We start from the raw sequence: 22194 nt of genomic DNA, 5'->3' as shown, positions 1-22194 counted from the left end.
GAGAGCAAAGAAACACACGGCGTGTTATAATGTGTTGAAGGAAATTGAGGTGGTCTGATGACTGAAACAACTAAGAAACTATTAATCGTTACTGGAATGAGTGGTGCGGGCAAGACCGTAGCAATCCAAAGCCTTGAGGATATGGGTTATTTCGTAGTCGACAACCTACCTCCGGCACTACTACCCCACTTTTGGGAGCTAATCATTACGACGAAGGATATCTCGCGAGTGGCCGTTGTGATTGACTTGCGTGTGAAGGGCTTCTACGAGGACCTGCAGGATGAGATTAACTCATTGGAGGATACGAAGAAGGTTCACACGAACATTGTCTTCCTTGATGCGGCAAACGATGAGTTGGTGACGCGTTATAAGGAGACTAGGCGCGCCCATCCGTTGGCACAGAACGGTCGGCTTCTGGATGCAATTAATCAGGAACGTGCCTTAGTTGAACCAATCAAGAAGATGGCACAACTCGTCATTGATACAACCAATATGTCAGCAGCTGAGCTTAAGGCTGACCTAAAAGCGAAGTTTACCGATGAACAGACGACTGTCTTCTCAATTGAGGTGATGTCGTTTGGCTTCAAGTATGGACTACCAATTGATGCCGATATCGTCATGGACGTGCGCTTCCTCCCCAATCCCTACTATTTGCCCGAATTACGGCCATTTACTGGGCTCGACCGCCGGGTGTCGGATTATGTGATGCACCAGCCAGCAACAGAAGACTTTTACCAGAAATTTCTTAGTCTATTAGAGACGACTATCCCAGGTTACATCGAAGAGGGGAAGGCCAATCTGACAATTGCAATTGGCTGTACGGGTGGTCAACACCGCTCTGTTGCGCTTGCTCAGCGGTTGGCACATGACCTGGATCAAGATTATAAGGTTGACGTCACTCACCGAGAAATTTGGCGTTACAAAGGGGGCTCTAAGTAATGGCGGACGGGATCAATAAGATTGTTCGGGTCATCAAAGGCCGGCGACCGAAAGTTGTCGTGATTGGCGGGGGCACGGGCTTACCGGTTATCTTATCTGCACTGAAGGAAAAGAATGCCGAGATTAGCGCCATCGTGACTGTGGCCGATGATGGTGGCTCTTCTGGTGCAATTCGTGATTATATCAATGTGGTCCCACCTGGTGATATTAGAAATGTCCTAGTTGCCCTCTCAGAGCTTACTCAAGTGGAACTGGATGTCTTTCAGTACCGGTTTAACAGTAATGATTCCTTCTTTTCGGGTCATGCAATTGGGAACCTCATCATCGCTGCATTGAACGAAATGCAGGGTAATATTTTCGATGCGGTGCAGGTATTGAGCAAGATGATGCGGATCTATGGCCGGGTTTTCCCTGCTAGTAATGAGCCGCTGACTTTACATGCTGAATTCGCTGACGGGACCACCGCTAGTGGTGAGACGAATATCTCAAGTACCGCTAAGAAAATCAAAAGAGTTTGGGTGACGGATACTGTAGGTGAACAGGAACCAGCAGCTGTCTTGCCTGTATTGGCTGCGATTATGCAGGCCGATGTGGTGGTGCTTGGACCCGGGAGCCTGTTCACTAGTATCTTGCCTAATTTAATGATTCAAAATTTGGGTGATGCGATTCGACAGACGAAGGCCGAGGTCATCTACATCTGCAACATCATGACCCAAAAAGGGGAGACGGAAGGGATGACGGACGCGGAACATGTGCGGCTGATTAACCAACACCTCGGTGGGAACTACGTTGATACGGTCCTGGTTAATTCAGCTCCTGTTGTGATGGAAAACTTCAATGCTGCAGACTATGATGAATATCTGTTGCCGGTCAAAAGAGACTTTGCTGGCTTACGGGAGATGGGTTGTCGGGTAATCACTGATAATTTCATCAATATGCGGGGCAACGGTGTCTACCATAATGGCCCCAAAGTGGCACAAGAGATCTTGAATCTGGCATTTCAATCTGATAATCGGAAGAACGGAGTGAGATAATGGCGTCATATGCTAGTTCTGTGAAGAAGGAACTAACAGTACTCGAGGTTCATCCGGAACATGCAAAAGCAGAGTTATCAGCTTTTTTACGGATGAACGGCATTCTTTCGTTAAGGAATAAGAATTTATCTTTAGATATTGTGACGGAGAATCCGGCAATTGCGCGGAGAATCTTCTCACTAATGAAGATTGCGTATAAAATCGAGCCAGTGCTGTTGGTTTCACAGAAAATGAAATTAAAAAAGAATAACCAATACTTGGTCCGGCTGAAGACTCGTGTTAAGGAGATTCTTCAGGACCTAGACATTGTGGACGAGCACTTCGCAATCAAGACACGGGTACCGGAGAAGATAATGAAGGATGAACAGCGCACAATGAGCTATCTACGAGGGGCTTTTCTCGCAGCTGGTAGTGTCAATAATCCGGAGACTAGTCGCTATCACCTGGAGATTTATTCACTGTATGAGGAACATAATGCCGATATAGTGGCGCTCATGAATAAGTTTAACCTGAACGCGAAGGCTACGAAGCGGCGGAGTGGTTACATTGCCTACCTCAAGGGTGCAGAGAAAATCGCAGATTTTCTCCGTGTGATTGGGGCAATTAACGCAATGCTTGCATTCGAGGATCTGCGCATCATGCGGGATATGCGCAACTCGGTCAATCGGCTGGTAAACTGCGATACGGCTAACCTCAAGAAGACCGCCAATGCGGCTGCCAAACAGGTCGAGGACATTACCATAATTAAACAGGAGATTGGACTGGAACGTCTACCAGAGAAGATTCGCGTGTTGGCGCAGTTCAGGCTGGAGAATCAGGAGCTTACCTTAAAGGAAGTTGCGGAGCAGATTCCTGACGGTCCGATTTCTAAGTCTGGTGTAAATCATCGTTTCAAAAAAATAGAAGAGATGGCGGAACGGATTCGTTCCGGCCAAGATGTGTACTAAAAGAGGATTAATTGATGGAGAGTAACGATAAAGCTATTAGACTTGATCAGCAACTATGTTTCGAGATCTATCAAGCCCATAAGACATTTAATAAGTTTTATAATCAGGCATTGAAGGAATGGGGCTTAACCTACGCTCAATATATCGTAATGCTGTCCCTATACGAGTTTCACACACTCTCTGTTAAGCAATTGGGAGAAAAGGTGGCGCTCGATAGTGGCACACTAACGCCACTCTTGCGGCGACTCGAGAAGGACAATTGGGTGGTCAAGGAACGCTCACTAAAGGATGAAAGACGGCTGGATGTCTCGCCGTCTGAATACGCATTGTCACAGCGGGACGCCATTTCTGAGCGTGTTTCCGGCTGTCTTTCAATGATGCATATTTCAGACAATCAATACGATAAGTACATGAAGGACGTCGCCCAGCTGAAGTCCAATCTCGACCGGGTTAATTCAGAGCTTCGCGAGGATAGTGAGCTGGTTTAATTGAGTTAGTTAATTTAAGATAAAAAAATCACTTTTGACCGCTAGTTAGTTGGTCAAAAGTGATTTTTATTTGGTGATATTTATTTATTTGGTGTACTAGTCAGGATGTCATCAACTAGGCCGTAATCCTTGGCTTCCTGGGCGGTCAAGTAGTGGTCACGCTCAGTATCTCTTTGGATAACCTCTGGATCCTGACCGGTAGTGTCAGCCAGAATCTTGTTTAATTTCTTCCGTGACTTCAGGATTTCCTCAGCGGCAATCTCAATCTCGGTTGCTTGGCCTTGGGCACCGCCAAGTGGTTGGTGAATTAACACCGTTGCATTTGGTAAAGCAAACCGCTTGCCCTTAGTACCGGTGGCCAAGAGGATGCTGGCCATGGAAGCCGCCATACCGATGGCAATGGTCTGCACGTCTGATTTGATTAGGTTCATCGTATCCATGATTGCAAGACCAGAGGTAATCACACCACCTGGTGAGTTAATGTAAAGTGAAATATCCTTCGTGGAATCTTGTGCGTCAAGGAAGAGGAGTTGAGCGATGACTGTGTTAGCCATTTGGTCGTTAATCTCTCCAGAAAGCATGATGATTCTGTCTTTTAATAAGCGTGAGTAAATGTCGTATGCACGTTCACCACGTGAAGTTTGTTCAATAACTGTAGGTACTAACATTTCCTACCTCCAAAAATTTAATTTTAGCACTCTAATTTGTACTGTGCTAATTCTCGCACAATTATTAAAAATGGTCAATGAGAAAGCACCGAAACTATTGATTAGTTGTTGTCGACCATGTGCAGGTGTAGTTTCTTCTGACACGTAGGACAGATACCGTAAATCTCTAGGTGGCTGCCGCTTGTGAGGTAGCCGGTTTCCGCCGCTGCGCTTTTGCGCAATGCCTTCTCATACTGAACGAAATCTGCATTTTCCACGTCCGCAATGCGGCCACAATTGGTGCAGATTACGTGGAAGTGGGGCTTATCGAAGTAATCGTAGTGTGTGCTGCCATCACCGTTTTGAATCTCGATGACGAGGCCCAGCTCAACGAAAGAATTCAGTGCATTGTAGACTGTGGCAGTCCCGATATTGGGGTTGCTCTTGGCCAAATTGTCGCGAATCATTTCAACTGTTGGGTGATTATGGTGACTCATCAGGTAGGCCAAAATATTCTGTCTCTGTGGTGTCGCCTTTAAATCGTGTTCCCGAATGATTGTGGTTGCTTGTTCTAATTGGGATTTAGTAGGCATATGAAACTCCTTCTAATATATAATGATTCAATTCGATAATAAAAGTTATTTACGTGCGAACATACTCTTTAATACTGGAGTTAACTATGCTACACTATGTGTATTATAACACTAAATAATAATGATTCTAAATTATTAGGACTTAGTAGGGGTGATGAAATGATTCGATTTAGCGGGGTAAACTTTGAATCTGACCACAAGCAGATTCTAACGAATATTAACTTTGAAGTGGCAACCGGAGAAACGCTCACGTTAGCTGGGCCTTCTGGTTCTGGGAAAAGCACTATTTTAAAGCTCGCGGCCAAGATTATCTCACCGACTGCAGGCAAGATCGAATTCGACGGCCAAGATATCGCAGAGTTGAGTCCAGCGGGTTATAGACAGGATGTCTCGTACTGTTTCCAACAACCAGTCTTGTTTGGCGCGGTTGCAGAGGATAGCTTCAAGTTTGTCTATGAAATTAGAAATCAGGAATATAGCCAGGAGCATGTGATAGAAACGCTGCAGAGCCTTGACCTGAAGCCGGATATTTTAAAACGCAAGGTCAACGAACTCTCGGGTGGAGAGAAGCAAAGAGTGGCGCTGGCGCGAAACACGCTCTTTTTACCAAAAGTTCTGTTATTGGATGAGGTAACAACGGGGTTAGACTTAACCACGAAAAACCTCATTCTGGGCTGGCTTGATCAGTTGAATCAGGAGCGCGGCGTGACCCTGATTAAGGTGACCCATGAGGAAGATGAGATTAGTGATAGTAAACATATTCTCCGTATTATAGACGGGAGGTTGCAAAACAATGAGTAATTTAACGGTTTCGCCAGCAACGCTGGCTATTACATTTTCTTTAGTTCTATTTGCCATATTCATTAGTTACAAGCAAAAGCTGGGCATCACGAAGGATATTATCTGGGGTATCTCACGGGCGATTGTGCAGCTGACGGTGGTTGGCTACTTATTGAAGTATATTTTCGGCGTGAATAACGTTTGGCTGACCTTTGCCATGGTGGCGATTATTGTACTAAACGCCGCCTGGAACTCCAGCAAACGCAGTAACGGTCTGCCTAACGCGTTTAAAATTTCGGTTCTGGCGATGAGTCTGTCTACGGCTGTCTGTCTCAGCATCTTAATCTTATCGGGTTCGCTTAAGGTTACGCCGTCTCAAATCGTTCCGATCACTGGGATGACGGCCTCAAACGCGATGGTGGCATCTGGTCTGGCCTATCGGTCAATGGATAGCTTGTTCCGTGACCAACACCAACAGGTGATGGAGAAGCTGGCACTCGGCGCAACACCTGCCCAGGCGACGAAATCAATTGTGCGTGAAGCCATCAAGACCGGGATGACACCGACGATTGATTCAAGTAAGACTCTTGGGCTGGTTAGCCTGCCTGGAATGATGAGTGGATTGATCTTCGCCGGTGTTGATCCAGTTAAGGCAATTGGCTATCAAATAATGGTGACTTTCATGTTGCTCGCCACTACTAGTCTCAGCTCAATTACCGTGGTATACCTAGGCTACAAGCAGTTCTACAACCAAGAGGAGCAATTAGTGCGCTAATGTTTTAAATATTTTGCTGAAAAAGGGCTTGGCATTTTCTTTCTTTCATGTATAATATTACTTGTTGAAAAAATGCTGATTTAGCTCAGTTGGTAGAGCAACGCACTAGTAATGCGTAGGTCGGAGGTTCAAGTCCTCTAATCAGCATATCTGGGGTTTCTTAGTTAAACTTCGTGAAATAAAATCACCTACAGGACGGGGATATTACAGCGTTCGTAGGTGATTTTTTCTTCTATGGAATTTCTTTGTAAAACTATGTTTTATGAAAAATTGTGGCTTAATTGTGGAAGTAACAAAATCAGTAAAAACTTGACGTTTCTAAGTCTACCTTCAGCTGTAAGATTTAGGCTACTCCTTAATTTTTCGTAAAGACGCAGGCATAATCAGATATAAACCGAACCAGATGATACAATGTAAGCGTAATAGTTTGGGTTGACCACATAGTGAATCAAGAATTTAATACTACAATTGTTACGGTGACGCACGATTTGGAAGTGGCTAAACGTCATGATAGAGTCATTGAAATCGGCTGAAAGGAGTCGGGTAGAGTGTTCTTTTATGTAATGATTTTTTCGCTGGCGGTTGGAATAGCTTTGATTGCTGTTGGAATCTATCGTAGAAATAAAAGTATTTGGTATAAAATCTCCATTATTGTAGGAATAGCGCTAGTCCTTTATGCTATTTATTTGGGATTTCCAAAATAATAAATTGTGTATGATTAGAGCTCCTCGCCAACCGGCGAGGTATTTTTTTGCCCGAAATCGGCCACAAAAAAACCAGCCGATTGGCTGGCAATGAAATGCTATTATGCGCCCCCTCGGAGTCGAACCGAGATTTCAAGAACCGGAATCTTGCGTGCGATCCATTACACTAAGGGCGCGAACAATATTATTCTATCAATAATTGCAGAAATAGCAACATAAATTTTCAAGATTAAAAAATTAGTGCCAATCCTTGAATTTCAAAATTGATGTTGGTATACTTGTGTTGTTGAAAAAGAAGAAATGGTTTCAAGACTGTTTCTTCTCTCTTTTGAGAAACGTGGGTCATACAAAGTCAAATAATGGGACATTATATGACCCAGCAAGGAGGAAACTTTTAATGCATGATGAATTTACATGGATTGAAAATCTCGTTCCTGACGTTATCAAGACCATTCGACAAAGATTTACTGTTTTGCAACAGATTTCATGGCTAGCTCCTGTGGGGCGGCGAATCATTGCTGAACGACTAGGAATCAGTGAAAGAACGATTCGGACCGAAACTGACTACCTCAAGTCGCAAGGATTAATTGATATTAATCACCTCGGCATGGTACTAACCCCGAAGGGTGAGAAGACCATTTCTGGCTTGGCACCAATCATTGCCAAGTTATTCGACGAAAGCCAGACCGAATTACGTCTTGCAGAAAAGCTAGGTATTAACAGGGCAATCATTGTCCCGGGTAACGCTGACTTGCAGGATCATGTTTTTGGATTACTCGGTACGGAGTTAAACGCCGCACTCGATTTACTTCTACCATTAGGACAGAACACGATTACGGTCCTTGGTGGTAAGACGATGGCGGAGATTGTACCGAATCTCTCAAGCAACCTCTCACATCATAGACAGCTAATGTTTGTGCCAGGTCGTGGGGCGTTGGGCGAGAGCGTTGAAATCCAGAGCAACACAGTGTGTCAGGTAATGGCACATTATAGTAACGGTAAGTATCGCGCTTTATACCTACCCGAGAATGTTAGTCCAGAAGTTTTACGGTCGCTAACACAGGACCCCTCCATTGGTGAGGTGCTGGATTACATCTCAAATAGTGATGCTGTTATCCATGGTATTGGAGCGGCAGACGTCATGGCCCAAAGACGTGACTTAGACTTAACTGTCAAGTCACAGTTACGTCAACAGGATGCTGTGGTTGAATGTTTCGGGTATTTCTTCAACCGGAGTGGTCAGGTGATTTACAAGATACCAAGAATTGGTTTGCAATTGGAGGATCTTTTCAAAATACCTCATGTATTCGCTGTTGCAGCCGGCACTAAGAAGGCGGCTGCCATCAAGGCTTACATGCACAATGCACCGAAACAGACGTGGTTAATCACGGATGAAGGTGCCGCTAACTCGATTTTAAATGGGATATAGACCCACTTAAAATATAATTTTACTTATTTCCTAAGGAGGAAGAAACTGTTATGACAGTTAAAATTGGTATTAACGGATTTGGTCGTATTGGCCGTCTTGCATTTCGTCGTATTCTTGAATTAGGTGCAAAATCAAGTGACATCGAAGTTGTTGCTATCAACGACTTGACAAGCCCATCACTTTTGGCACATCTTTTGAAATATGATTCAACTCATGGAACTATTGACAACGAAGTATCTGCTACTGAAGATTCAATCGTTGTTGATGGTAAGAGCTACCATGTATACGCAGAACCACAAGCACAAAACATTCCTTGGGTTAAGAACGACGGCGTTGACTTCGTTCTTGAATGTACTGGCTTCTACACTTCAAAGGCTAAGTCACAAGCTCACTTGGATGCAGGTGCAAAACGTGTTCTTATCTCAGCTCCAGCTGGTAAAGATTTGAAGACTATCGTTTACAACGTAAACGACGACACTTTAACTGGTGACGACACAATCGTTTCTGCAGGTTCATGTACTACAAACTGCTTAGCACCAATGGTTCACTACTTGGACAAGGACTTCGGTCTTGAAGTTGGTACTATGACTACTATCCACGCTTACACATCAACTCAAATGTTACTTGATGGCCCTGTTCGTGGTGGTGACTTACGTGCTGCACGTTCAGCTGCTGCTAACACTATTCCTCACTCAACTGGTGCTGCTAAGGCTATCGGTTTGGTTGTTCCTAGTGCTAACGGTAAGGTTCAAGGACATGCACAACGTGTTGGTGTTGTTGACGGTTCATTAACTGAATTAGTTACTATCCTTGACAAGAAGGTTACTGCTGACGAAGTTAACGAAGCAATGAGAAAGCACACTGAAGGCAACGAAAGCTTCGGCTGGAATGAAGACTCAATCGTTTCTAGTGACGTTATCGGAACTACTTACGGTTCAATCTTCGACCCAACACAAACTGAAGTTACAACTGTAGGCGACAAGCAACTTGTTAAGACTGTAGCTTGGTATGATAACGAATACGGCTTTACTTGCCAAATGGTTCGTACTTTATTGAAATTTGCTACACTTTAATTTTTAAAAAAACGAAGCAGAATTTATTATTCAATTACCATGAATAAAGGCGGAGGGAGATAATACTCCTTGCGCCTTTTTTCAAGGAATTATGGAGGAAAATATGGCTAAACTTATTGTGTCAGACCTTGACGTTAAAGACAAAAAAGTGCTCATCCGCGTTGACTTCAACGTGCCTATTAAAGACGGCGTGATCGGTAATGATAACCGGATTGTTGCCGCATTACCTACTATCAAATATGTGACTGAGAACGGTGGTAAGGCAATCTTACTTTCTCACCTTGGTCGGATTAAGTCAGATGAAGACAAGAAGGCTTTGACCCTTGCACCAGTTGCTAGTCGATTAAGCGAGCTACTAGGTAAAGACGTGAAGTTCGTACCAACAAACGAAGGTACTGAACTTGAATCAGCAATCGCAGCCATGAACGATGGTGATGTTTTGTTGATGGAAAACACCCGTTTCCAAGATATCGACAACGATTTCGGCAAACGCGAATCAAAGAATGACCCAACTCTTGGCGAATACTGGGCTGGTCTTGGCGACCTTTACGTGAACGATGCCTTCGGTACTGCTCACCGTGCCCACGCATCTAATGCTGGTATCGCTGAAGCAATCAAGGCAAAGGGCGGTAAGGTTGCAGCTGGCTTCTTGATGGAGAAAGAAATCAAGTTCCTCGGTGATGCTGTCGATAACCCAGTACACCCATTCGTGACCATCCTTGGTGGTGCTAAGGTGTCTGATAAGATTGGCGTGATTGAGAACCTAATCCCTAAGTCAGATCACATCTTAATCGGTGGTGGTATGGCCTACACATTCCTTGCTGCACAAGGTCATTCTATTGGTAAATCACTTTTTGAAGCCGACAAGGTTGACTTAGCTAAGGAATTACTCGACAAGGCTGGCGACAAAATTGTGCTGCCTATCGATCACTTAGTTTCAGCAGAATTCTCTAACGATGCACCATTTGAAGTATCTGATGTGGACATTGCTGATGACAAGATGGGTCTTGATATTGGACCTAAGTCAATTGCGCTCTTCAAGGATGTGCTTAAAGATGCCAAGACAGTTGTTTGGAATGGACCAATGGGTGCATTTGAAATGAGCAACTTTGCTGAAGGTACTCTTGAAGTCGGTCGTGCACTTGGTGCATTAACGGAGGCAACTACAATCATCGGTGGTGGTGATTCAGCAGCTGCAGCTATTCAATTAGGAATTGCAGACCAAATTACCCACATCTCAACTGGTGGTGGTGCTTCACTTGAATATCTTGAAGGTAAAACATTACCAGGAATTGCATCAATTTCTGACAAATAGAAAGGTCGATTAATTTTATGCGTACACCAATTATCGCTGGTAACTGGAAGTTAAACCAAAATCCTGAGGAAACAACAGCTTTCGTCGAGGCCATTAAAGACAAATTACCTGCAAGCAGCAAGGTTGAATCAGTCATCGCAGCTCCTGCTGTTGATTTGCCTGCACTCCTGGCTGCTGCTAAGGGTTCAGAACTGAAAACCGCTGCTGAAAATGCCTACTTCGAAGACAAAGGTGCCTTCACAGGCGAGACAAGTCCACTTGTGCTCTCACAAATGGGTATCAACTACGTCGTGATTGGCCACTCAGAGCGTCGTGATTACTTCCACGAAACTGACGAAGACATCAACAAAAAAGCACATGCACTTTTCAGAAACAACTTAACACCAATCATCTGCTGTGGCGAATCTCTTGAGACTAGAGAAGCCGGCAAGGAGACTGAATGGGTTGTGGGCCAAATTAAGGCTGCTTTGAAAGATTTGACTGCTGAGCAAGTCAGTCAATCAGTTATTGCCTACGAACCAATCTGGGCTATTGGTACAGGTAAGACTGCTTCAAGCGAACAGGCACAAGAAATGTGCAAGGCAATCCGTGATGCAGTGAGTGATTTGTACAACGAAGAGACTGCTGCAAACGTCCGGATTCAATACGGTGGCTCAGTTAAACCTGAGAACGTGAAGGAATTAATGGCTAAGCCAGATATCGATGGCGGCTTAGTTGGTGGTGCAAGTCTTGAACCAGAGTCATTCCTCGCACTTGTTAATTATCAAGACTAGAAGTTTTGGTTTAATAATTAGAGCAACTATTGTAGAATAGTAACGTACTGATATTTTTTAGATGAATAAAAGGAGAAATTAAATGTCTGTTATTACTGATGTTTTAGCTCGTGAAGTCTTAGATTCACGTGGTAACCCTACTGTTGAAGCTGAAGTTTATACTGAATTAGGTGGCTTCGGTCGCGCAATCGTTCCTTCAGGTGCTTCAACTGGTGAACACGAAGCAGTTGAATTGCGTGATGGTGATAAATCACGTTTCGGCGGCCAAGGAGTTTTGAAGGCTGTTGAGAATGTGAACACTGAAATCGCTAAGGCTGTGATTGGACTAGATGTAACTGACCAACGCGGAATCGATTTAACAATGATCGACCTTGATGGTACTCCTAACAAGGCTCGTCTCGGTGCAAACGCTATTCTTGGTGTTTCACTTGCTGCTGCCCGTGCAGCTGCTGACGAACTTGGCTTGCCATTGTACGAATACCTTGGTGGCCCAAATGCACACGTATTACCAACTCCAATGATGAACGTTATCAACGGTGGTAAGCACGCCGACAACAACGTGGACTTCCAAGAATTCATGATCATGCCTGTTGGTGCTAAGAGTATTCATGAAGCAGTGCGGATGGGTTCAGAAACTTTCCACACTTTGAAAGCAATTTTGAAGGAACGCGGTGACAACACTGCTGTTGGTGATGAAGGTGGTTTCGCACCAACTAACATGAAGAACAACGAAGAACCATTTGAAGTGCTTGTTGAAGCTATCCAACGTGCTGGTTACAAGCCAGGTGAAGACATTTCTATTGCCTTTGACGTTGCTTCATCAGAATTCTACAATGCAGAAACTAAGAAGTATGTGACTGTTGCTGATGGTAAAGAATACACAGCTGAAGAGTTCACAGACTACTTGGAGCAATTAATCGACAAGTACCCAGTTGTTTCAATGGAAGACCCATTGGACGAGAACACTTGGGACGATTGGAAGACTTTGACTGCTCGCTTAGGTAAAAAAGTACAAATCGTTGGTGATGATTTGTTCGTTACAAACGTTGATTACCTGAAGAAGGGTATCGACATGGGCGTGGCTAACTCAATCTTAATCAAGGTTAACCAAATTGGTACTTTGACTGAGACTTTCGAATCAATCGAAATGGCTAAAGAAGCTGGCTATACAGCTATCGTTTCTCACCGTTCTGGTGAAACTGAAGATACTACTATCGCAGACCTTGTTGTTGCAACTAACGCAGGCCAAATCAAGACTGGTTCAATGAGCCGGACTGATCGTCTTGCTAAGTACAACCAATTGTTCAGAATCGAAGAACAATTGAGCGACACTGCTGAATACAAAGGAATCAACAGTTTCTACAACATTAAGAAGTAATTTGTAAAATTATATTTTGAAAAGCAGACCTCTGGTCTGCTTTTTTTGTGTAGGCATTAGGCCAAATATATGGTAGAATATTAGCAGTGATTATTCTTTTAGTAGTTACGGAGGAAAACTCTTGTATAATCTGGCAATGACACTCATTATTATCGTGTCAATTTTAATTATCATCGCTGTGATGATGCAACCACAAAAGCAACAAGATGCGCTGAATGCTTTGTCCGGTGGTGCTGTATTCAGTGGACAATCCAAAAAGCGGGGATTCGAAGCATTCATGGAAAAGGTAACTTCGGTGTTACTGGTACTCTTCTTCGTGCTTGCAGTAATCCTAGCAATATTATCGTCGAATTAATTGCCTCCTTGTTTAACGTGGAGGCTTTTTTTCTTGTGGAGGGTGAAAGTGAGTCACTTTAAAATGCCTGAAAACTTTGAATTAACTGGAGGCAAACCTGCAATATTATTGTTGCACGCCTACTCTGGAAGTACTGCAGATGTGCGACTTCTAGCTGGTGCGCTCAATCGTGCAGGTTACTTTGTGACGTCCTTCAATTTTGCTGGGCATGGTACGCTCAATCCAACTGATATCTTGACGCAGGGATCTATTGCTGCTTGGCAGAAGCAGGTGACGGATAGAGTGGCCGAGCTGAAAAAAGATTTCGGCAACAATCTCTATGTCTTCGGACTCTCACTCGGCGGTATTTTCGCCATGGATCTCCTGGAACGTGATCAGGAGTTGCTTGGTGGTGGAGTTTTCAGCTCACCAATATTCATGAATACGGAGAAGACTGGACGAACATTGCCTGCAGGATTCAAGAAATATGCGCAGTATGTCTTGAACCTCAATAATGAGCTAACAGGTGCGGACAAGCAAAATGAACTTGACTACATCGACGAACACCTGAATAATCAAATTGAGCAGATTAACGAATTTAGCGCCTTGGTGCAGGCAAAACTCGCAACCATTAACCAACCAATTTTTATTGGTCAGGGTGGGGAAGACGAGATCGTCGACCAGAATGGCGCGTACAAATTACGTGATGCACTGGTTAATTGCGAGAACGTGACCTTTAAATGGTACGAGAATGCGAGCCATGTTATTACGACAAATACTGCTAAAAAAGACTTAACAAATGACGTATTGAAATTTATAGAGAACAATTATCACGAGGTGATTTAATGACGCAAAACGAACAAGCTATAGCTAATACCCTTGAAATATTTCGCCAGAGTCCTGGCAAACTTTTCAAGGTAGATGAAATTGAAAAAATGGTCAACTTCGACCATTCGCTCGACTTCAGTGAGGTCGTGAAGACCCTGACATTCCTCGAAAATGAGAAGAAAATCGTGTCGGATAAACACGGTCAATTTAAGTTGGCGCAAGAAGACCAACTTCTAGAGGGCTCATTCAGAGCAAATGACAAGGGCTTCGGCTTCATCCATCTTGAAGAAGAGGACGAGCAGGATATCTTTGTTGCGAAAGGTAATACACTTTTCGCATTGGATGGCGACACTGTGACAGTCAAAATAATCAAGGGTGCGAATCCTTGGAACGGCCGCGGACCTGAGGGTATCGTGACCGAGGTGCTCGAGCACAAGGTGACAAGTCTAGTGGGCGAGTTTATGCCTTACAGTGACGTGATGGTCAAAAAAACTGGCTATTACGGCTATGTGAAGAGCCACAACAAGAAGTTGAAGAACTATTCAGTCTTCATCTCAGAAGACGGTATTCACCCCCAAATGGGCGATATGGTAAAGGTTGATATCACTCAATATCCTTCTGCGGTTTTCCCAACCAGAATGCTCGGTGTCGCACTATTCACAATTGGTAACAAGAATGATCCAGGTGTCGATATCATGTCAGTCGTTTACGACCACGATATCAAAACAGAATTTGATCCTGAGGCATTGGAACAGAGTGAAGCCATTCCTGACCACGTTTTGCCTGAAGAAAAAGCTGCAAGACGCGACCTGACTGAGGAAGTTACGGTCACAATCGATGGCGACGACTCGAAAGACTTTGATGATGCAGTTACTCTGTGGAAATTGCCAAATGGTAACTACCATTTAGGTGTACATATTGCCGATGTTAGTCATTACGTGACTGAAGGCTCACCTCTTGATCAAGAGGCTTTTGAACGCAGTAACTCAACCTACTTGGTAGACCGAGTTATTCCAATGTTGCCATTTAGACTATCAAACGGCATCTGTTCGTTGAATCCTGATGTCGAACGTCTCACACTCAGCTGTGACATGGAAATCACGCCAAGTGGTGAACGTGTTAGTTACGACATTTTCCAGAGTGTGATCAAGTCACATGCTCGCTTGACTTATAACAGTGTAAACAAGGTCTTGGACCCTGAAAACACAGAGGTGTTGGAACCTAAGTACGAAGAATTACGCCCAATGCTTGAAGAAATGGGTAAGCTGCACGAAGCGCTCTACCAAAAGCGCCATGCTCGCGGAGCCATTGATTTTGAAGAAAATGAAGCTAAAATCATCGTGGATGAGAATGGTCACCCAACTGATATTGAACTCAGACAACGTGGCATTGCTGAAAGAATGATTGAATCATTCATGTTGATGGCCAACGAAACAGTTGCTGAGCACTACAGAAAGGAACACGTTCCATTCCTCTATCGGGTGCATGAAACACCTGACGAAGAGAGAATCAAGAACTTCTTCGACTTCATCGGTGCTTTTGGTTTGAACATCAAGGCTGATCCAGCAGATGTTAAGCCGCTCGATCTTCAAAGAGTTGTGACTGCGGTTGAAGGCACACCAGAAGAGGCTGTTGTCTCGACTGTACTCTTGCGGAGTTTGAAGCAGGCAAAATACGCTCCAGATGCACTGGGACACTTTGGCCTAGCTGCTGTTGATTACACGCACTTTACCTCACCAATTCGGCGTTATGCTGATTTGACTGTGCATCGCATGATTCATGATTACAGTGAGAAGGGTGAAACTGAGGAAATTAAGCAGCATTTCAATGTCCGTCTTGAAGACATTGCCGACCAAGTTTCTAAGCAGGAACGTCGTTCAATCGATACCGAACGTGAAGTTGATGTCTTGAAGAAGACCGAATTCATGATGGATAAGGTTGGCCAACACTTTAACGCAACTGTGAGTTCCGTAACTAGCTTCGGTATGTTCATCGCACTGCCAAATACTGTTGAGGGTCTCATCCATATCTCGAATTTGACTGATGATTACTACCAATTTGACGAGAAGCAGATGACGATGACCGGTAAAAATACGCACAAGGTATTCAAAATTGGGATGCCAATCAAGGTGACGCTGATTAACGCAGATTTGAACCAGAAGCAGATTGACTTCGAGTTATATGACCCAAATGCGCCAGCAAAGCCAAAGCCAACCGGTTTTAGCCGACCAAGAGGTGGTGCGCAGGTGAATAATAATCGTGCAAATGGTAAGGACGGCAATGGCCCTCGCAGACAAAATCGGGGACAAAACCGCTCTAACAGAAGACACGAAAGTAATAACGGTCACAAATAATAGATAATCGAGGTGATTACCTTGAAACAAAAAGCTAAAGCTGCGGATAATGTGGTCGCTCAGAACAGAAAAGCTAATCATGATTATCTGATTGAAGATACGATTGAGGCTGGGATTGAGTTGACTGGGACTGAGATAAAATCTGTTCGTGCACGCCGGATAACTTTGAAGGATGGGTACGTGCGGATTCGTAATGGTCAGGCATGGCTCGAGAACGTCCATATCAGCGAGTATGCGCAGGGCAACCAGTTCAACCATGATCCAATCAGGAATAGAAGATTGTTGCTGCACAAGCGCGAAATAGCACGTTTGGACGAATATCAACAGGAGAAGGGCATGGCCATTGTCCCGTTGAAGGTCTATCTGAAACGCGGTTTTGCAAAAGTCTTGATAGGACTAGGTCGTGGTAAGAAAAACTATGATAAGCGTGAGACGATAAAGCGGCGTGATCAAGAACGTGAACTGCAGAGAATTACTAAAATTAAATACTAAAAAATGTTGGTTCGATTTGTGAGTCGGGACCAACATTTTTTTATAACTAGAGATTTAATTAAGTTTTTTCGCCATCATGATGTGCTTGATGTCAGCTTCCAAGAAGATGTCACCAATTGGCTCGTAACCCAGTGAGAGATAGAAGTCCTTGATGTATAGCTGCGCATGCAGGTAGATGGTCTCGGCCAGATTGTGTTCACGCACATAGTCTTCAATTGCGATGAGCATCCGACTCCCAATGTGCGCATGGCGGAGGCTCTGATCGACGGCGACACGCCCAACCAGTAACTTAGAGTCTTCGAAGAAGAAGCGGGCAACGCCGACAACACGGCCAGTTTCATCAGTACCAAAGACGTGGTAAGATTCCAAATCTTGATCGTCTAACTCTGGTTCTGTAATTTGCTGTTCGGTGACGAAAACGGCGATGCGCAAACGAACTAGGCCGAAGAGTTCCATTGTGCTCAGCTTATTAAAGGGCTTGATGTGCCAGGTAATGTTCATGTGTTGCTACTCCATTCCAAATGTTTAAAGTAGAAAATAATATTTTTATTTAAACACTTAGATGGTTTCGATGCAAATCGGCGTATTTATTACTAGTAGCATTGATTTGTGATTGCTTAAGCTAGATTACTCTGCCACAATGAATATATCTCAAAATAGAAAATTAGTCAGATGAAAACAAGAATAAGTGAAATTTATGCGGTGCTCCAGCAGGACTTAGGACACCATTTAGTTGAGAACTATACTGTGGGTAACTTTTGTGCGGGCATTCAAATATCCCGTTCTACCTTCTATCGTAGCTACAGTAGTATGACTGAATTGTATCAGTTTGTTATTTCATATCAGGTTGAACGGATTCTAAGCAACACGCGTGAAACCAAGCTTGACGTCCGCTACCGCCAGTTAATTCAATTAATGAGCTCAGAGCGGCACCTGTATATTAATTTCTATCATCAAACTAAACGTTTATTTTTCAATGACGTCCTCGAACCATTGGTTCAGCGTAATTTGAAATCATTCTACCGGGAAACCGAATTGACTGAAGTCAGTCTCAATTTGATTGCCGATTACGTCGTCAGACAGATAATTCGCTACATTGACCAGGATTTACAACAACCTGTTGCCGAAGTGGCGCTAGACATTTATCGGATCTTAGCCGTAGCTGAGAATACCGCGCAACTACTAGCCCCGCCAAAATAAAATAGGTCCTTCACCCAAAATTTGGTGAAAGACCTATTTTATCTATGTTATTTAGATTACAAGTAATACTGTGTGTTTGTGTGGTAATCTTGTTTGTCTGTTATTTGATACTAGATGAATTGAATTAAAGCTATGAGAATTGGCACAACGATGACGAACAATACCGTACTTGTGGTCACAACGTTGGTGGCGTATTTAACATCACCGTGTGCTTTACCGGCCAGAATTGGTAACACGGCTAGTCCAGGAGCAGCTGATTGAATAATCAATGTACTAGATTCAAGTGTTGGTAATTGATTACCGATGCTACCACTAATCACGGCATAGAGAATGCCGCCTGAAAGCTCAATCAACTTGTCCCGTGTCAAATACTTTGACACAGAGACGAAGATTGATGCTGGTAAAGCAATGTTCATAATCAAGAATGAAATGCTTCCCTTGAAATGATCGTCAAACTTACCTTTAGAACGTAGGTAAAATCCGAGTGCGATGACGATGATAATCTCAGCCACACTCGCAAGTGATGTTAGAAATGCAGTCATAATAAAGTCCCCTTAACCTTTTTTGCTAAAATAATGAAACAGAATTAATCCAATAGATTCTTTGGTAACTCCTCGTACTCTGGTTCCCATTTCAGATCAGCAACTAGTTGTGCTGCGTCCTTGCTATCTGCCTGTGAGATACCCTGATCAAGTGCACTTTGTGCCACAGCCTGTGCGACAGTCTGGGAGAACTCTGCAAGCCGTGTCACAGGAGGTAGAACAGCTGCACCAGGCTTCGTTGCGTCCACGATACCACCAAGTGAGTGTGCAGCCTTTGAAATCATTGCATCATTCAGAAGCGTAGCTTTTGCTGCCAGCGTTCCTAGACCAAGACCCGGATAAACCAACGCGTTGTTAGCTTGACCAATCTGATAAGTAACGCCATTTAAAGTGACATCATTAGCTGGAATACCCGTAGCTACGAGTGCTTTACTAGCGGTCCAAGTGAGTAAGTCCTCTGCTTTAGCTTCGGCTAATTTAGTTGGGTTGGATAGTGGGAAGATGATTGGCCGTGCAGTGTGGGCCGCCATCTCTTTGACAATAATCTCAGTGAACGTGCCAGGTTGTGTTGAAGTACCAACCAAGATGGTTGGGTGAATTGCCTGCACAGCAGCTTCTAAGGTGGTTAGCTATGATAAAATATATTTATATGAGCAGGATGCAATGAGGAGATTAAATGAATTTTCGAGATCTGGAATACTTCGTTCAGTTAGCTAATGATCGCAATTACACAAAGACTGCACAACATTTCTCGGTGAGCCAGCCGACGATTACGTACATGGTTAAGCGCCTTGAGGATGAGTTACAAGTGCAATTATTTGTGCGTGATCAGTCGCACCATCAAGTGAATCTCACACTTGCAGGTAACGAATTCTTGGCGCATGCCCAGAAGATTCTGACGGAACTACACACGGTAAAGTCCGACTTGAAGGCTTTGTCTGCGCAGAAGGTCAGATTTGGCTTGCCGCCGATTATCGGTAACTATTACTTCCCCCAATTGGCGCAGAAACTGCTGCAGGAGAATCTAATGTCACACCTCGAGACGGTGGAGGCGGGATCAGCCACCTTGACGAAGCAGCTGCAGGAGGGTAATTTAGACGTGGCAATTCTTGGCGCGATTGAACCAATTAGCATACCAGAAATTGCGACAGTTACTTTAGCGAAGACGCGTTTCAAAATCATTGTGAGTAAGGATCATCGCTTAAAAGATGTTACTGCTATTAAGTTCAGCGAACTAAAAAGTGAGAACTTCATTGCGTTGAAGGAAGGGTTTGTCCATCCCGCGGCCTTGCGGGAGCTCACGGAGAAAAACGGTTTTCAGCCCAAGATTGTCTATACGACGCCCGACATCAATGTCTTAAAGGGCATGGTGCATGAGAATGTGGGTATCGGCTTTCTTAGCGAGATGGCGATCAGTGGTGAGCGGGACTTGCATGCCATTGATATTTTGGATGACGATCAACCGTTATTCAATATCGTGCTGGCGTACCATCCGCAAGTTAATCCGTTGATTGAGCAGCTAATAAACGTGTTAGCGCGTCCGGTTTGAAATTTCACGGTGAGTAGTAAATGAGCAATATTAGATGAAGGTAGAGGTTAAAGATGATTAGAACAGCAACTGAACAGGATTTTCCAGCAATTTTTCCAATTCTGCAACAGATTTTTGATGAAATGGAGCTGAAGAGCATCGCCGCAATTGACGACAGTGCCTTCTACCATCTCTTAGAGGAGGGCTGGCATACGCCTGGCTATAGATATTCCCTTGGTCGCACACTGGTTAGTGAGCGAGACGGTGAAGTTGCAGGCATGATTACTAGTTATCGCGCTGAGGATGAGCCACTGATTGATGCGCCCTTAGAGCAATACTATTCTGAGGTTGGCCTACCAAGAGAGACTAAAATTTTCACGGATCGAGAAGCCCGGCCGGGGGAGTGGTACATTGACTCCCTCGCGGTCGCACCTCAGTTTCAGGGGCACGGTATCGGTGGACAATTGCTAGACGCCATGCCTGATCTCGCCGCACAAAATGGCTACAAAAAAATTAGCCTGAATGTTGATCAGACTAATCCTGGGGCAAAGCACTTGTATGTCAAAAAGGGATTTGAAACCATTGATCAGATGACGATTGGTGAGCACCTCTACGACCACATGGTTAAATAAAATAAATTAAAAAGTGGGTTGGTAGTTCATACCAGCCTTTTTGCGTACCAGCAACTGCTCGACGAAACTCGGCTGGTTGAAAATCATGCTTGTGAGGATGATTTCCGGCTCATGCTTGTCGTCAAAGATATTTATTTGTAGCGTGGGACCAAGGTTCGTGACTAAAATGAGCGCCTGAGCAACCTTGTGGCGTCCTTTCCTAAAAGTGTATTCGTCGCGCTTCTTGTTGCCAATAATCCAGTAATTGAGTTCTGGCAGGTAGTATAGGCGTGTATTACTGAACTTAACTTGTCTAATGCGAATCGGTACCTGGTTTAAGACAATAAGAAGGTAGGACTCTGCTAGTCGTTTTGCAGTGTTGGTAATTCGTGCAACCTCACTTCGATTGAGGTCGTTTAAGAAGATTGTACTATTCAGCTGATTCATGTTGCCAAGCACCATGTAATGCGCCTTGTTATTCGCGTCTAACACAGGAATACGCCCAGGGTTTGCTTGGTCATCTAAAGGTAAAAAGTACTTCATTTTAAAACACCTCAGTTACACTGTTATTCTAAGATGTGCTTCAGAATAGATGCGCCTACGCCATCATCTGTGTTGACAGTGGTGACATCGTCTGCAATCTTTTTGATGTAGTCGATGGCGTTTCCCATAGCTACGCCTGTGCCAGCCATCCTAATCATCGACTCATCGTTTAGGTTATCGCCGATTGCCATGATCTCTTCTCTTTTGATGCCGCGTTCCGCCGCGTAATCGACCAAAGCCAGACCTTTTTGTGCTTTAATATTATTGATTTCAATGTTGTTCTCACTTGATGAAGTGACGATTAACTCGTTGCTAGCTGCAATCTCGTCTCGAATTCCGCTAAAAGCCGATTGACCACGACTACTAAATACAATAATCTTATAGATATCTGTTGTCGGATCGTCCAGCAGATTCTGATAGTTGTCAACATAGTTGATGTTGATTATTTCTAGTCTAGCTGCGGCCAGAATCATTCCCGTTTTGAAGTTGGTGTCCGGGTTAAGGTCAACCAACAGGTCGGCGACGTTTTGAATTCGCCGTACCCGGTCGTCAGAATAGACGCCTTTACCAGTTACTAGCTCGAAGTAGTAGTCTGCATCCTTTAGATCGTGGACCCACTTGGCCGCTGTTTCGTCAGCGATTGGGAGGTCGACACTGAGCTCACCGGCGGTGTTGAAGACGCGCGCGCCATTCAGCGTGATGTAGCCAGTGTGTAAACCGGCGGCCTCCACCAACGGTTCTGCTTCTTTCAGCTCACGACCGGTGGCCACGAGAAACTCGACTCCTTGTGCTTGTGCTTGCTTGATGGCTGCGACGTTCCCCGGCGAAATTTGCATTTTATCGTTCAAAAGTGTACCGTCCATGTCGGACGCAATCAGTTTGATCAA

24 protein-coding genes, 1 tRNA gene and 1 pseudogene are annotated in these 22194 nt (G+C 44.2%); 19 read left to right on the top strand and 7 right to left on the bottom strand.

Features of this window, described 5'->3' with window-relative positions:
- The first annotated feature begins 57 nt into the window (after nucleotides 1-57).
- The 4 genes from rapZ to FC62_RS02340 are packed head-to-tail and all read left to right on the top strand — an operon-like array spanning nucleotide 58 to nucleotide 3408.
- Nucleotides 58-939 carry an RNase adapter RapZ gene (gene rapZ, locus FC62_RS02355; protein WP_056945978.1) on the top strand — a complete coding sequence of 294 codons (882 nt, stop codon included), beginning with the start codon at nucleotides 58-60 and terminating at the stop codon, nucleotides 937-939.
- Entirely contained in the window at nucleotides 939-1973 is a 1035-nt protein-coding gene (locus FC62_RS02350; RefSeq protein WP_054745939.1) for a gluconeogenesis factor YvcK family protein, read from the top strand. Before rapZ ends, FC62_RS02350 begins: the two co-directional genes overlap by 1 nt.
- A complete protein-coding gene (whiA, locus tag FC62_RS02345; RefSeq protein ID WP_056945979.1) occupies nucleotides 1973-2920 on the top strand; it encodes a DNA-binding protein WhiA in 948 nt (315 codons plus the stop codon). Before FC62_RS02350 ends, whiA begins: the two co-directional genes overlap by 1 nt.
- A gap of 14 nt (nucleotides 2921-2934) precedes the next feature.
- Nucleotides 2935-3408 (top strand): MarR family winged helix-turn-helix transcriptional regulator, encoded by a 474-nt coding sequence (locus FC62_RS02340; protein ID WP_054745940.1) that lies wholly within the window; start codon nucleotides 2935-2937, stop codon nucleotides 3406-3408.
- Between the two features lie 80 nt (nucleotides 3409-3488).
- Here the strand turns inward: FC62_RS02340 and clpP are convergent, their stop codons facing one another.
- Together clpP and FC62_RS02330 are read right to left on the bottom strand one after the other, a co-directional pair.
- Nucleotides 3489-4076: an ATP-dependent Clp endopeptidase proteolytic subunit ClpP gene (gene clpP / locus FC62_RS02335; protein ID WP_054745941.1), complete on the bottom strand. Its 588-nt coding sequence runs from the start codon at nucleotides 4074-4076 to the stop codon at nucleotides 3489-3491.
- Nucleotides 4077-4177: 101 nt separating this feature from the next.
- A complete protein-coding gene (locus tag FC62_RS02330; RefSeq protein ID WP_054745942.1) occupies nucleotides 4178-4648 on the bottom strand; it encodes a Fur family transcriptional regulator in 471 nt (156 codons plus the stop codon).
- A gap of 159 nt (nucleotides 4649-4807) precedes the next feature.
- Between FC62_RS02330 and FC62_RS02325 the strand changes: the two genes are divergently transcribed.
- The 12 genes from FC62_RS02325 (at nucleotide 4808) to smpB (ending at nucleotide 16883) form a co-directional block, all read left to right on the top strand.
- On the top strand, nucleotides 4808-5449 hold the full coding sequence (locus FC62_RS02325) for an ABC transporter ATP-binding protein (RefSeq protein ID WP_054745943.1): 642 nt from the start codon (nucleotides 4808-4810) through the stop codon (nucleotides 5447-5449).
- Nucleotides 5442-6203: an ABC transporter permease gene (locus tag FC62_RS02320; protein ID WP_054745944.1), complete on the top strand. Its 762-nt coding sequence runs from the start codon at nucleotides 5442-5444 to the stop codon at nucleotides 6201-6203. The genes FC62_RS02325 and FC62_RS02320 overlap by 8 nt, the downstream gene beginning before the upstream one ends.
- Before the next feature lie 74 nt (nucleotides 6204-6277).
- A tRNA-Thr gene (locus FC62_RS02315) sits at nucleotides 6278-6350 on the top strand.
- 954 nt (nucleotides 6351-7304) lie between these two features.
- Nucleotides 7305-8336: a sugar-binding transcriptional regulator gene (locus FC62_RS02300; RefSeq protein WP_054745945.1), complete on the top strand. Its 1032-nt coding sequence runs from the start codon at nucleotides 7305-7307 to the stop codon at nucleotides 8334-8336.
- 50 nt (nucleotides 8337-8386) lie between these two features.
- Nucleotides 8387-9409 (top strand): type I glyceraldehyde-3-phosphate dehydrogenase, encoded by a 1023-nt coding sequence (gene gap / locus FC62_RS02295; RefSeq protein WP_054745946.1) that lies wholly within the window; start codon nucleotides 8387-8389, stop codon nucleotides 9407-9409.
- A 103-nt stretch (nucleotides 9410-9512) separates the two neighbouring features.
- Entirely contained in the window at nucleotides 9513-10724 is a 1212-nt protein-coding gene (locus FC62_RS02290) for a phosphoglycerate kinase (protein ID WP_056945980.1), read from the top strand.
- Nucleotides 10725-10741: 17 nt separating this feature from the next.
- The gene (tpiA, locus tag FC62_RS02285; RefSeq protein ID WP_054745947.1) at nucleotides 10742-11497 is read left to right on the top strand and encodes a triose-phosphate isomerase; all 756 of its coding nucleotides are present in this window, start codon (nucleotides 10742-10744) and stop codon (nucleotides 11495-11497) included.
- A gap of 82 nt (nucleotides 11498-11579) precedes the next feature.
- Complete coding sequence (gene eno, locus FC62_RS02280; RefSeq protein ID WP_056945981.1) at nucleotides 11580-12875, top strand: phosphopyruvate hydratase; 1296 nt, start codon at nucleotides 11580-11582, stop codon at nucleotides 12873-12875.
- A gap of 121 nt (nucleotides 12876-12996) precedes the next feature.
- The gene (secG, locus tag FC62_RS02275; RefSeq protein ID WP_054745948.1) at nucleotides 12997-13230 is read left to right on the top strand and encodes a preprotein translocase subunit SecG; all 234 of its coding nucleotides are present in this window, start codon (nucleotides 12997-12999) and stop codon (nucleotides 13228-13230) included.
- Between the two features lie 48 nt (nucleotides 13231-13278).
- Nucleotides 13279-14055: an alpha/beta hydrolase gene (locus FC62_RS02270; protein ID WP_056945982.1), complete on the top strand. Its 777-nt coding sequence runs from the start codon at nucleotides 13279-13281 to the stop codon at nucleotides 14053-14055.
- Nucleotides 14055-16391, top strand: coding sequence for a ribonuclease R (rnr, locus tag FC62_RS02265; protein ID WP_056945983.1), 2337 nt, complete (start codon nucleotides 14055-14057; stop codon nucleotides 16389-16391). Before FC62_RS02270 ends, rnr begins: the two co-directional genes overlap by 1 nt.
- Nucleotides 16392-16412: 21 nt before the next feature.
- On the top strand, nucleotides 16413-16883 hold the full coding sequence (gene smpB, locus FC62_RS02260) for an SsrA-binding protein SmpB (protein WP_054745950.1): 471 nt from the start codon (nucleotides 16413-16415) through the stop codon (nucleotides 16881-16883).
- 54 nt (nucleotides 16884-16937) lie between these two features.
- Here the strand turns inward: smpB and FC62_RS02255 are convergent, their stop codons facing one another.
- On the bottom strand, nucleotides 16938-17384 hold the full coding sequence (locus tag FC62_RS02255) for a GNAT family N-acetyltransferase (protein ID WP_056945984.1): 447 nt from the start codon (nucleotides 17382-17384) through the stop codon (nucleotides 16938-16940).
- 171 nt (nucleotides 17385-17555) lie between these two features.
- Between FC62_RS02255 and FC62_RS02250 the strand changes: the two genes are divergently transcribed.
- Nucleotides 17556-18083, top strand: a complete 528-nt coding sequence (locus FC62_RS02250) for a hypothetical protein (RefSeq protein WP_054745952.1) — start codon at nucleotides 17556-17558, stop codon at nucleotides 18081-18083.
- A gap of 110 nt (nucleotides 18084-18193) precedes the next feature.
- Here the strand turns inward: FC62_RS02250 and FC62_RS02245 are convergent, their stop codons facing one another.
- Nucleotides 18194-18625, bottom strand: coding sequence for an AEC family transporter (locus FC62_RS02245; RefSeq protein WP_054745953.1), 432 nt, complete (start codon nucleotides 18623-18625; stop codon nucleotides 18194-18196).
- A gap of 44 nt (nucleotides 18626-18669) precedes the next feature.
- A pseudogene (locus FC62_RS02240) lies at nucleotides 18670-19254 on the bottom strand (malic enzyme-like NAD(P)-binding protein); the annotation flags it as partial.
- 47 nt (nucleotides 19255-19301) lie between these two features.
- Between FC62_RS02240 and FC62_RS02235 the strand changes: the two are divergent.
- Both FC62_RS02235 and FC62_RS02230 read left to right on the top strand, forming a co-directional pair.
- Nucleotides 19302-20174, top strand: coding sequence for a LysR family transcriptional regulator (locus tag FC62_RS02235; protein ID WP_054745957.1), 873 nt, complete (start codon nucleotides 19302-19304; stop codon nucleotides 20172-20174).
- Nucleotides 20175-20227: 53 nt separating this feature from the next.
- Nucleotides 20228-20785 carry a GNAT family N-acetyltransferase gene (locus FC62_RS02230; protein ID WP_056945986.1) on the top strand — a complete coding sequence of 186 codons (558 nt, stop codon included), beginning with the start codon at nucleotides 20228-20230 and terminating at the stop codon, nucleotides 20783-20785.
- 6 nt (nucleotides 20786-20791) lie between these two features.
- Here the strand turns inward: FC62_RS02230 and FC62_RS02225 are convergent, their stop codons facing one another.
- Together FC62_RS02225 and FC62_RS02220 are read right to left on the bottom strand one after the other, a co-directional pair.
- Entirely contained in the window at nucleotides 20792-21307 is a 516-nt protein-coding gene (locus FC62_RS02225; protein ID WP_054745960.1) for an LURP-one-related/scramblase family protein, read from the bottom strand.
- 23 nt (nucleotides 21308-21330) lie between these two features.
- Nucleotides 21331-22194: a Cof-type HAD-IIB family hydrolase gene (locus FC62_RS02220; RefSeq protein ID WP_056945987.1), complete on the bottom strand. Its 864-nt coding sequence runs from the start codon at nucleotides 22192-22194 to the stop codon at nucleotides 21331-21333.

Origin of the sequence: Amylolactobacillus amylotrophicus DSM 20534, assembly GCF_001434555.1 — a bacterium.
GTDB classification, from domain to species: Bacteria; Bacillota; Bacilli; order Lactobacillales; family Lactobacillaceae; genus Amylolactobacillus; species Amylolactobacillus amylophilus.
Note: the sequence above shows the minus strand (reverse complement) of the source record. Positions and strands in the feature narration are given on the sequence as shown.

Bases quoted from the DNA above. Each gene is read 5' to 3' on its own strand.
- clpP (WP_054745941.1), bottom strand. From the start codon at position 4,076: ATGTTAGTACCTACAGTTATTGAACAAACTTCACGTGGTGAACGTGCA.
- FC62_RS02245 (WP_054745953.1), bottom strand. From the start codon at position 18,625: ATGACTGCATTTCTAACATCACTTGCGAGTGTGGCTGAGATTATCATC.
- rnr (WP_056945983.1), top strand. From the start codon at position 14,055: ATGACGCAAAACGAACAAGCTATAGCTAATACCCTTGAAATATTTCGC.
- FC62_RS02340 (WP_054745940.1), top strand. From the start codon at position 2,935: ATGGAGAGTAACGATAAAGCTATTAGACTTGATCAGCAACTATGTTTC.
- FC62_RS02325 (WP_054745943.1), top strand. From the start codon at position 4,808: ATGATTCGATTTAGCGGGGTAAACTTTGAATCTGACCACAAGCAGATT.
- FC62_RS02350 (WP_054745939.1), top strand. From the start codon at position 939: ATGGCGGACGGGATCAATAAGATTGTTCGGGTCATCAAAGGCCGGCGA.
- eno (WP_056945981.1), top strand. From the start codon at position 11,580: ATGTCTGTTATTACTGATGTTTTAGCTCGTGAAGTCTTAGATTCACGT.
- rapZ (WP_056945978.1), top strand. From the start codon at position 58: ATGACTGAAACAACTAAGAAACTATTAATCGTTACTGGAATGAGTGGT.
- FC62_RS02250 (WP_054745952.1), top strand. From the start codon at position 17,556: ATGAAAACAAGAATAAGTGAAATTTATGCGGTGCTCCAGCAGGACTTA.
- FC62_RS02330 (WP_054745942.1), bottom strand. From the start codon at position 4,648: ATGCCTACTAAATCCCAATTAGAACAAGCAACCACAATCATTCGGGAA.
- FC62_RS02225 (WP_054745960.1), bottom strand. From the start codon at position 21,307: ATGAAGTACTTTTTACCTTTAGATGACCAAGCAAACCCTGGGCGTATT.
- FC62_RS02230 (WP_056945986.1), top strand. From the start codon at position 20,228: ATGATTAGAACAGCAACTGAACAGGATTTTCCAGCAATTTTTCCAATT.
- FC62_RS02300 (WP_054745945.1), top strand. From the start codon at position 7,305: ATGCATGATGAATTTACATGGATTGAAAATCTCGTTCCTGACGTTATC.
- FC62_RS02235 (WP_054745957.1), top strand. From the start codon at position 19,302: ATGAATTTTCGAGATCTGGAATACTTCGTTCAGTTAGCTAATGATCGC.
- FC62_RS02320 (WP_054745944.1), top strand. From the start codon at position 5,442: ATGAGTAATTTAACGGTTTCGCCAGCAACGCTGGCTATTACATTTTCT.
- FC62_RS02255 (WP_056945984.1), bottom strand. From the start codon at position 17,384: ATGAACATTACCTGGCACATCAAGCCCTTTAATAAGCTGAGCACAATG.
- tpiA (WP_054745947.1), top strand. From the start codon at position 10,742: ATGCGTACACCAATTATCGCTGGTAACTGGAAGTTAAACCAAAATCCT.
- whiA (WP_056945979.1), top strand. From the start codon at position 1,973: ATGGCGTCATATGCTAGTTCTGTGAAGAAGGAACTAACAGTACTCGAG.
- FC62_RS02290 (WP_056945980.1), top strand. From the start codon at position 9,513: ATGGCTAAACTTATTGTGTCAGACCTTGACGTTAAAGACAAAAAAGTG.
- gap (WP_054745946.1), top strand. From the start codon at position 8,387: ATGACAGTTAAAATTGGTATTAACGGATTTGGTCGTATTGGCCGTCTT.